The organism is Brachybacterium sp. NPDC056505, from assembly GCF_042794925.1.
Classification (GTDB): domain Bacteria; phylum Actinomycetota; class Actinomycetes; order Actinomycetales; family Dermabacteraceae; genus Brachybacterium; species Brachybacterium kimchii.
The window spans coordinates 21,203-31,209 of the sequence record NZ_JBHTSV010000040.1; the positions used below are offsets into that span (position 1 = coordinate 21,203).

Below are 10,007 nucleotides of genomic sequence, written 5' to 3' on the forward strand. Positions count from 1 at the left end.
CGCACGCCGCAGTTCTCCGAGATTGTAGGGGCATGGCCCCCGTGGCAGGATGGAGCGTCGTGACGCGCGGGTCAACAGCGGGTGACGCGCAGGTGAACGGGCCCCGCTGCCGGAGCCGTCCCGAGACCCGCACACCGCCCGCCCGCCGCCAGAGCGAAGAAGCCGGAGGAACGCATGCCCCAGCCCCATCCCGAGGTCGTCCTCGGCTTCGACGTGGGCACCTCGGCGAGCAAGGGCGTGCTGGTCACGGCCGGCGGCGAGGTCGTGCGGCGCGCGGTGCGCGAGCACGCGGTCTCCCGCCCCCATCCCGGACACGTCGAGATGGACGCCGAGGTCTGGTGGCGCGAACTGGTCTCCATCTCCGACGAGCTGCTCGCCCCGGGGGATGTCGAGGTCGCCGCGATCGGCGTCTCCGGCATGGGCCCGTCCGTCGTCCCGGCCGACGCGGTCGGCGAGGCCGTGCGGCCCGCGATCCTCTACGGCGTCGACTCGCGCGCGTCGGCCCAGATCCGAGAGCTCGAGGACGCGCTCGGCACCGAGGAGATCTTCGAGCGCTGCTCACTCACGCTGAGCTCGCAGGCCGCGGGGCCGAAGATCATGTGGGCGCTCGAGGAGCACGCGGACTCCGCGCGTCGCACGCGGCGCTTCTTCATGCCCTCCTCGTTCCTCGTCCACCGCCTGACCGGCGAGTACGTGCTGGACCATCCGAGCGCGAGCCAGACCGCTCCCTTCTACGACCCCCGCACCCGCTCCTGGGACGAGGAGCTGGGCGAGCGCTTCCTGCCGGGTGTCGAGATGCCCGCTCTGCGCATGCCCGCCGAGCAGGCGGGGAGCGTCACCGAGGAGGCCGCGCACCGGCTCACGGGCATCCGCCCGGGCACCCCGGTCGCGACCGGGACGATCGACGCCTGGGCCGAGGCGGTGAGCGTGGGCGCCGACTCCCCGGGCGACCTCATGGTCATGTACGGCACCACCATGTTCCTCATCGCGACCACGAGCGAGCCGTGCCGCAGCCGCACCCTGTGGGCCTCGGCCGGGCTCACGAGGGAGGACACGCACGCGCTCACCGGGGGCACCTCCACCTCGGGCGCGATCACCTCGTGGGTGCGGGACCTGACCGGCGACGCCGACCACGCGACCCTCATCGCGGAGGCCGAGCGCAGCGGCCCCGGCGCCCGCGGCCTGCTGATGCTCCCCTACTTCGCGGGCGAGCGCTCGCCGATCATGGACCCCGGCGCGCGCGGCGTGATCGCCGGACTCACCCTCTCCCACACCCGCGGCGACCTCTACCGGGCCGCCCTCGAGGCCGCGGCGTTCAGCGTCCGCCACCACCTCGAGGAGATGGCCGCGGCGGGCGTGCGCCCCCGGCGGGTGGTCGCCGTGGGCGGCGGCACGCAGGGCGGGCTGTGGCCGCAGATCGTCTCCGACGTCACGGGCGTCGCCCAGGAGATCCCGCGGCACACGGTGGGCGCCGCCTACGGCGTCGCCCGGATGGCGGCGCGCCTGAGCGGGCTCTCCGCGGCCGAGGGCTGGAACCCGTGCGACCACGTGGTGCGCCCCGACCCCGCGGCCGACGGCGCCTACGACGACCTCTACGCCTCCTTCCGCGCGCTCTACCCGGCGACGCAGGGCATCGTCCACGACCTCGCACGGCGCGCGGCCGACTGACCTGCGTCGATCACTGCGGGCCCCGGCGGGCCCCGGCGGGTTCCGGAGAATACTTCCGCGCGGACGACGCGGAGTGGAAGACTCCTCTGCACCCGACGAAGGAGTCACGCATGTCATCCCCCTCCCCCATCGGCCGCCGGACCGCGCTCGCAGCGCTCACCGCGAGCGCGCTCGCCGTCCCCGTCGCCGCCGAGGCGGCGCCCGACGCCGACTCCACCGACCACGAGAGGCTGCGCGGCCGCGGAGGCCGGCACGGGCATGGTCACGGCCATGGTCACGACCACGGCGGAGGCCACGGGACCCGCCCCGTCGGCCCCCTCTCCCCTCCCGACGGTCCCTTCACCCCGGACTGCCCGCGCGGCGTCTCCTGCGACGTGCGCCCGGCGGCCTACGAGTCCACGGGCGAGGACCCGCAGGACTACGCGAACTACACGCTGGGCGGGCGCACCGCCCGGGACATCACGAGCATCGTCGTCCACGACACCGAGGAGACCTACGAGGGCACGGTCCGGATCTTCCAGGATCCCGCGAGCCAGACCTCGATCCACTACGTGATCAGGGAGGACGGCCACATCACGCAGATGGTGCGCGTCCAGGACATGGCCTGGCACGCCGGGAACTGGACCTTCAACCAGTCCTCGATCGGCATCGAGATCATCGGCTACGCGGAGAAGGCCGAGTCCTTCACCGTTGCCCAGTACGAGGCGACCGGGAAGCTCATCGCCCATCTGTGCCGCCGCTACGACATCCCCCGGGACCGCGAGCACGTGGTCGCGCACGAGGACATCCCGGGGTCCTCGACCGCGAGCCAAGCCGCGATGCACTGGGACCCCGGCGCCTACTTCGACTGGGCCGCGCTGATGGAGGCCGCGGGCATCCGCTTGCCGCGGGCGACGACGGGCCGACTGCGCGGGGTCGCGACCATCGCCCCCTCGCTGCGCTCGAACACCCTCACCCTCACGAGCTGCACCGAGGACGGCGGCGCCCTCCCTGCGCACGGCTCCTCCGCCGTGCCCGTGCGCGCCGCCCCGCGCGAGGACGCGCCCCTGCTCGCCGACCCCGCTCTCGCGGCCGACGACACCCCGAACGGCGGCAGCGACCGCATCTGCGACTGGGGCGCGCAGCTCGCCCACGGCCAGTCCTTCGCGATCGCGCAGCAGCGGCGCGACTGGGCGGGGCTGTGGATCGGCGGCGAGATCGGCTGGGTGCGCCGCACCGACGCGGGCGGCAGGCCCACCCTCGCCCAGGGCCCCCGTCGGGCCCGACGGGTGACGCCCCGCGGCTCCGCACCCGTCCGGGCGACGGGCTCCGCCTACCCGGCGGAAGCAGCCTTCGAGGAGGCGGGACTGGAGCCCTCGAGCACGGATCCCCTGCCCTACGAGCTCGCTCCCGGCCAGTCGTACGTGGTCGAGGACGAGGTGCGCGGCAGCTACTACTGGGCGCCCGACGTCGACGGCACGGGCGGGATGTGGGTCGGTGACAACACCCGCTGGCTGCGCGTGAGCATCAACCACCGCTTCGGCTTCGTGCGGGAGAGCGAGATCCGGGACGTGTGACCCGGACGGAGGCACGGGAAGGGCGGGGCACCGGATGCTCCGATGCCCCGCCCCGTCGACCTCTCGGCCCGTCGGCCGAACGACTGCCCGATGCTCAGGCGGTCGCGGCCTCCACGTCCTCGTCGACCCAGTCGAAGGTCTTGGTGACGGCCTTCTTCCACAGGCGCAGCGAGCGCTCGCGGGTCTCGGGATCCATGTCGGGCTCCCAGCGCTTGCCCTCGGCCCAGTTGTCGATGACGTCCTGCTCGCCGTCCCAGTAGCCCACCGCGATGCCGGCGGCGTAGGCGGCGCCGAGCGCGGTGGTCTCGATGACCTCCGGACGCACCACGGGCACGCCCAGGATGTCGGCCTGGAACTGCATGAGGGTCTCGTTCTGGACCATGCCGCCGTCGACCTTGAGCTCGGTGAGGTCCACGCCGGAGTCGGCGTTCATGGCCTCGAGCACCTCGGCCGACTGGAAGGCGGTGGCCTCCAGGGTCGCCCGCGCGATGTGGTTCTTGTTGATGTACCGCGTCATGCCGACGATCGCGCCGCGGGCGTCGGCGCGCCAGTAGGGCGCGAACAGCCCGGAGAAGGCGGGGACGACGTAGCAGCCGCCGTTGTCGTCGACCTTCTTGGCGAGGTCCTCGATCTCCGGGGCGCTCTTGATGAGGCCCAGGTTGTCGCGGACCCACTGCACGAGGGAGCCGGTGACGGCGATCGAGCCCTCGAGCGCGTAGACCGGCTTGCTGTCGCCGATCTTGTAGGCGACGGTGGTGAGCAGCCCGTTCTCGCTGCGCACCAGCTCCTCGCCCGTGTTGATGAGCATGAAGTTGCCGGTGCCGTAGGTGTTCTTGGCCTGGCCCACCTCGAAGCACGCCTGGCCGAAGGTCGCGGCCTGCTGATCGCCGAGGATGCCGGCGATCGGGGTGTCGATGAGCAGGTCGTTCTTGCGGCCGTACCCGTAGACCTCGGAGGAGGACTTGATCTCGGGGAGCATGGACATCGGGATGCCCATGTCCTTCGCGATGTCCTCGTTCCAGTCGAGGGTGTCGATGTTCATGAGCATCGTGCGGGAGGCGTTGGTGACGTCGGTGACGTGCACGCCGCCGTTCTGGCCGCCGGTGAGGTTCCACAGCACCCACGAGTCGGTGTTGCCGAAGATCAGGTCCCCGGCCTCGGCCTTCTCGCGCGCGCCCTCGACGTTGTCGAGGATCCACTTGACCTTGGGGCCGGAGAAGTAGGTCGCGAGCGGGAGGCCCACGCGCTCCTTGTACTTGTCGGCGCCCTCGTCGCCCGCGAGCTCGTTGCAGATCTTCTGCGTGCGGGTGTCCTGCCAGACGATCGCGTTGTAGACGGGCTCGCCGGTGTTCTTGTCCCAGACCACCGCGGTCTCGCGCTGGTTGGTGATGCCCACGGCGGCGAGCTGGTGTCGGTTGATCTCCGCCTGCTGGAGGGCATCGGCGACGACCGCGCGGGTGTTGCGCCAGATCTCGATCGGATCGTGCTCGACCCACCCGGACTTCGGGAAGATCTGCTCGTGCTCCTTCTGCCCGGTGGCCACGATCTGGCCGCCGTGGTCGAAGACGATCGCGCGGGTCGAGGTGGTGCCCTGGTCGATCGCCAGGATGTACTTCTTCTCGTCAGTCACGGAAACTCCTTCAGTCCCTTGCTGCGGTGATGGTGTCGGTGAAGCGGGTGCTCCGGGTGGCCTGGTCTCAGAATCCCATCTGGACGACGAGGCCGGCGATGATCGCGCCGATCACGGGGCCGACGATCGGCACCCAGGCATAACTCCAGTCGGAGCCGCCCTTGCCCTTGATGGGCACGAGCGCGTGGGCGATGCGCGGCCCGAGGTCACGCGCGGGGTTGATGGCGTATCCCGTCGGCCCGCCGAGGGAGGCGCCGATGGCGACGACCAGAAGGGCGACCGCGAGGGGGCCGAGGTCGACCGGGGTGTTGCCGAAGTTCAGGATGATGAACACGAGCACGAAGGTCGCGATGATCTCGGTGAGCACGTTCCAGCCGTAGCTGCGGATGCCGGGGGCCGTGGAGAAGGTGCCGAGGACGGTCGCCTGGTCCTCGGTCTGGTCGTAGTGGTTGCGATAGGCGAGCCAGACGAACACCGCTCCCAGGAAGGCTCCGATCATCTCCGCCGCGAAGTAGGCGAGCGTGGTGCCCACCGTGACCGGGATGCCGGGCGCGTACTCGCCGGCGCCCGAGACCGCCAGGCCGATGGTGACGGCGGGGTTCAGGTGCGCGCCGGTCTTGTAGGCGGCGTAGACGCCGACGAACACGCCGAGGCCCCAGCCCCAGTGGATCATGAGCGGGCCGCCGCCATGGCCGCCCGTCTTCGCCAGCGTGTGGTTCGCGACGACGCCGCAGCCCAGCAGCGTCAGCATCGCGGTGCCCATGATCTCGTAGATCATGATCGTGCCGATGGTTCCCATGGATTCTCCTCGTCGAGTGGGATGCCGCAACGATGCGGCCAGATGAAGGGGTCCCGCGCGCGGCCATCGGGACCGCGCGCGGGGTGGTCGGTCAGCGACCGGGTGTCAGCTGCGGGGCACCTCCTGGGCGGAGGCGACGGCTGCGGCCGCCTCGGCGTCGGAGTGGGTGGCCTCGCCGGCCAGGCGCGCATCGACGAAGGCCCGGTAGGCGCCGACCTCGGCGTCGCGGGTCGCGCGGTCCCAGCCGAGCTCGCCGGCCATGATGTCGGCGATCTCCTCGGAGGCGGCGGCGCCGCGGTCGCGCACCTCGTAGTCGAGGCGGGTGCGGCGCAGCATGAGGTCGGCCAGGTGCAGGGCGCCCTCGGCGCGGACGGCGTAGAGGACCTCGGCCCGCAGGTAGCGCGGCGCGTCCTTCAGCGGCTCGCCGAGCGAGGAGTCCTCGTCGATGAGGGCGAGCACGTCGCGAAGCAGGGTGCCGTAGCGCATGAGCAGGCGATCGGTGCGCAGCTCGTCGAAGCCGTACTGCTTCGCGATCTCGTCCTTCTCGCGGCGGATGCCCTCGAAGCCCTGGGCGCCGATCAGCGGGACGACGGTCGTCATCGAGGGGCGACCGGGGAAGACGTCCTTGATCGCGAAGTCGACGACGTCCTCGGCCATGACGCGGTAGGTCGTGTACTTGCCGCCGGCGATCGCGGTGAGGCCGGGCTCGACCTCCATGACCGTGTGCTCGCGGGAGACCTTCGTGGAGGCTCCGCCGGCGTCCTTGACGGGCTGCAGCAGGGGGCGCAGCCCGGCGTAGGTGCCGACCACGTCGTCGCGGGTGAGGTCGTGGTCGAGCACCGCGTTGGCGTGCTCGATGATGTAGTCGATGTCGTCGGAGGTCGCCGCGACGTGCGCGGGGTCCTCCTTCCACGGGGTGTCGGTGGTGCCGATGACCCAGTACTCGTCCCACGGGATGATGAACAGGACGGACTTCTCGGTCTGCGTGATGATCCCGGTGTCCGGGGCGGCGGGGATGCGATCCCGGGCCACGGTGATGTGCACGCCCTTCGAGGCGAGCACCTCGAGGCCGGTCGTCGCGCCCGCGACGTGCTGCTGGTCGCCGGTCCACACGCCCGCGGCGAGGATGGTCTCGCGCGCGTGGGCGTCGAACTCCTCGCCCGTCTCCTCGTCGCGCAGACGGGCGCCGACCACGCGGTCGCCCTCGTGCAGGTAGGAGACGACGCGCGTGTACGTCGCGGCGCTCGCCCCGTACTCGAGCGCGGAGCGGACGAGCATCATCACGAAGCGCGCGTCGTCCTCCTGAGCGTCGTAGTACTCGAGCGCGCCGACGATCTTCTCGCCGTCGAGCGCGGGGAAGACGTTCATCATGCGGCGGTGGCTGAGGTGGCGGTGGAAGGGCACCGCGCGCTTGCGGCCGATCGACTGCATGGCGTCGTAGAGCATGACGCCGGAGCCGATGAAGGCGCGCTCGACCACGCGCTTGAAGAACGGGAAGACGAAGCTGATGGGCTTGACCAGGTGTGGGGCGGTGCGCGTGAGCAGCAGATCGCGCTCGCGCAGGGCCTCGGCGACGAGCTTGAAGTCGAGCATCTGCAGGTAGCGCAGGCCGCCGTGCATGAGCTTCGAGGAGCGGGAGGAGGTGCCGCTGGCCCAGTCGTGGGCCTCGACGACGGCGACGTCCAGGCCGCGGGTCGCGGCGTCGAAGGCGGCGCCTGCGCCGTTCACGCCTCCGCCCACGACGAGCACGTCCAGGGGGTTCTCGGCCGTGGCGGCCCGGAGTCGATCAAGGCTCTCGGTGCGGCTCGCGGCGTTCAGGGTGGTGGCGTTCTGCGACGGCACGTGCGCTCCTTCGTCAGCTGTGCGTCATCGGATGACGACGTCTGGGACGTCGGCCGACGGGGCGGGAGCTGGGCGAGCGCTCCAGGAGGGAGGGCATGCCGCCGCACGGGCTCCGCTGGCCGATATGTCTCCATCTTCGGGACGATGTGCGCCGCGAGCAACCGGAGTGCACGGATGTGCAAGACTGCCGGGGTGAGAGCGGATGCGCGACGGGCGGCGGCCTTCGAGGCTGCACGGATGTACTACCAGCAGACGCAGACCATGGAGGCGATCGCCTCGCACCTGGGCGTCTCCCGGTCGACGGTCTCGCGTCTGCTCGCGACCGCGCGGGACGAGGGGATCGTTCGCGTGAGCCTGCATGCGCCCGGCGCGCGGCGGGCGGGCGACCTGCAGGAGGAGATCGCCCAGTCGTACGGGGTGGCGGTGCACGTGGTGCCGTCCGTCGCGGAGTCGACGGAGCGCGAGCGGCTCGACGCGGTGGCGGCGGAGGGCGCGGCGCTCGTGCAGTCGCTCCAGCAGCCGGATTCGGTGATGGGCATGGCCTGGGGGACGACGGTCGCGGCGCTCGTCGAGGCCGCCGAGGCGCGGCCGGTGCCGGGGCTCGCGATCGTGCAGCTGAACGGCGCGATCAATCCGCAGGGCTCAGGCCTGGGGTATGTGTCGACAGTGCTCGCGCAGGCGGCGTCGTCCTGGGGCGCGAGCGTGCACCTGTTCCCGGTGCCGGCGTTCTTCGACTACCCGGACACCCGCGAGGCGCTGTGGCGGGAGCGCTCGGTGCGCCAGGTGCTCGCTCTGCAGTCACGCTGCCGCTTGGCGGTGTTCGGCGTGGGCGCGTTCGACGCCGAAGTCCCCAGCCACGTGTACACCTCGGGGTATCTGTCGGCGCGGGATGTGCACGATCTGCGGTCCGACGGGGTGGTCGGGGACGTGTGCACGACGTTCCTGCGGGCCGACGGCAGCTGGGACGACGTGCCGCTGAACGCGCGAGGATCCGGGCCGACCCCTGCGGATCTGGCCCGGATCCCCCGGCGCGTGCTGGTCGCGGCGGGCCCGCGCAAGGCGGCGCCGCTGAGGGCGGCGCTGCTCGCGGGCTGCGCGACCGATGTGGTGGTCGACGAGGTGACGGCGAACCGGCTCGTGCATCTGGGATGAGCCGGAGCCGGCGCATCGGGACCGGACCTCGTCGACCGCAGTGATCAGTGCTCCGCGATCAGGGGTCCGCGATCAGCTCCCGGAGACGGCGCCCGCTAGGTCGGCGAGGGACTGCTCGAGCTGCTCCTCGGAGACGAGCGGGAAGATCTTCAGCAGGTCCTTGTCGGTGACGTCGGTCCAGGAGTAGGTGAGGGTGACGAGGGTGGAGTCGGATCCCTGGGACTCGAGGGTGTAGAGCCACTCCCAGCCCTTCGGGTCGTCCTTGGCGTCCTCGTTGGCGGGCTTCCAGCCGATCATCTTGCCGTCGTCGAAGGCGGTGACGTGGTTGTACATCTTGTACTCGCCACCCATGTGCTCGCCCTCCATGTTCATGACGAACTGCTCGCCGACCTTCGTGATGCGCTCGGTGTCCTCGGCGCTGCGCACGAAGCCGGAACCGTCGAACTCGTGGTGCCGGGCAGGAAGGGAGAGCAGGTCGAAGATGTCCCCGGCGGGGGCGTCGATGGTGCGGCTGACGGAGATGCTGGTCTCGTTCGTGGTCATGTCCCCCACCGTGCCACCATCACCTGGAGATGTCACGGGGCGTCGCCGACCTGGGCGAACGTTGGTCGCGCGGGGCGCGCACGCTGGGAGACGGCACGGGGCGAACTGCGGCGTCGCTGTCTTCGGGCGTGCCTGTAGAGGGGCACGGTGGTGTGCCCCTCTACGGGTGGGGTGGTGCTGTGCGGGGTCTGACCTCGCGCCCTGTCGAGACTGACCGGGCTGTTCCTGCGGGTCAGAAGGGTGGTGGTCCGGGGTCGAACTTCGGAGGTGGGTCCTGGCGTTTGCGTGGTCGTCGGGTGGTGGCGCTGATGGGGATGTCTCCGTCGTAGTGGAAGGTCGGGAGTGGTTGGTATCTGCGTCGGACGGGCTTCTCGACGGGGATTTCTTCGAGGTCGGGGGCTCCGGCGTGGTCCATGTCCACGCGGGGCCACGGGTCCGGGACACCAGGCCGGACCGGCCAGGGCGAGTCCAGCCGAGAGGGGCCGGGAGACGGCGCCTCCGCGCCGGCGCCGGTGCCGGCCTCGGTATCGCGGCGCTGCTCGTAGTCGTCCTGCCTGCGTTGCATCGAGTCCCAGACGGCGTCGAGCTGTGCGACGGCCTGTGGGGTCAGGAGGTCGGTGTCGTCCTCGCGGAACACGCGGAAGCGTTCGTGCATCTCCCACACCGTGCCCGCGGTCCCCGCCGGGGACACGTCCGCCTCCACACGGATCGGGTCGAGTCGCCGAGCCTGTCAATCTGTCTGTGTAAGTGGTGGTGTTCAGAGGTAGGGGTTGATGCGGTCGGGGTAGGCGGCTGCGAGCTGGGCGAGGGCCTGTTT

At 71.2% G+C, this 10,007-nt stretch carries 8 protein-coding genes; 3 read left to right on the forward strand and 5 right to left on the reverse strand.

Annotated features, from left to right (window positions below; genetic code table 11):
- The first annotated feature begins 174 nt into the window (after window positions 1-174).
- Both ACFQ53_RS15340 and ACFQ53_RS15345 read left to right on the forward strand, forming a co-directional pair.
- Window positions 175-1,668: an FGGY-family carbohydrate kinase gene (locus ACFQ53_RS15340; RefSeq protein WP_377861155.1), complete on the forward strand. Its 1,494-nt coding sequence runs from the start codon at window positions 175-177 to the stop codon at window positions 1,666-1,668.
- A gap of 110 nt (window positions 1,669-1,778) precedes the next feature.
- Window positions 1,779-3,224 (forward strand): N-acetylmuramoyl-L-alanine amidase, encoded by a 1,446-nt coding sequence (locus ACFQ53_RS15345; protein WP_377861157.1) that lies wholly within the window; start codon window positions 1,779-1,781, stop codon window positions 3,222-3,224.
- Between the two features lie 94 nt (window positions 3,225-3,318).
- On the opposite strand, the gene glpK is transcribed toward ACFQ53_RS15345, so the two are convergent.
- From glpK to ACFQ53_RS15360, 3 genes are all read right to left on the reverse strand, one after another.
- Entirely contained in the window at window positions 3,319-4,854 is a 1,536-nt protein-coding gene (glpK, locus tag ACFQ53_RS15350) for a glycerol kinase GlpK (RefSeq protein ID WP_377861159.1), read from the reverse strand.
- Between the two features lie 67 nt (window positions 4,855-4,921).
- Window positions 4,922-5,644, reverse strand: coding sequence for an MIP/aquaporin family protein (locus ACFQ53_RS15355; RefSeq protein ID WP_152354654.1), 723 nt, complete (start codon window positions 5,642-5,644; stop codon window positions 4,922-4,924).
- Between the two features lie 114 nt (window positions 5,645-5,758).
- A complete protein-coding gene (locus tag ACFQ53_RS15360) occupies window positions 5,759-7,495 on the reverse strand; it encodes a glycerol-3-phosphate dehydrogenase/oxidase (protein ID WP_377861161.1) in 1,737 nt (578 codons plus the stop codon).
- Window positions 7,496-7,687: 192 nt separating this feature from the next.
- On the opposite strand from ACFQ53_RS15360, the gene ACFQ53_RS15365 reads away from it, so the two are divergent.
- Window positions 7,688-8,647 carry a sugar-binding transcriptional regulator gene (locus ACFQ53_RS15365; protein ID WP_249477444.1) on the forward strand — a complete coding sequence of 320 codons (960 nt, stop codon included), beginning with the start codon at window positions 7,688-7,690 and terminating at the stop codon, window positions 8,645-8,647.
- Window positions 8,648-8,719: 72 nt separating this feature from the next.
- Here ACFQ53_RS15365 and ACFQ53_RS15370 read toward each other — a convergent pair whose 3' ends face one another.
- Window positions 8,720-9,190, reverse strand: coding sequence for an SRPBCC family protein (locus tag ACFQ53_RS15370; protein ID WP_152354650.1), 471 nt, complete (start codon window positions 9,188-9,190; stop codon window positions 8,720-8,722).
- A gap of 232 nt (window positions 9,191-9,422) precedes the next feature.
- Complete coding sequence (locus ACFQ53_RS15375) at window positions 9,423-9,845, reverse strand: hypothetical protein (protein WP_377861164.1); 423 nt, start codon at window positions 9,843-9,845, stop codon at window positions 9,423-9,425.
- Window positions 9,846-10,007: the final 162 nt, after the last annotated feature.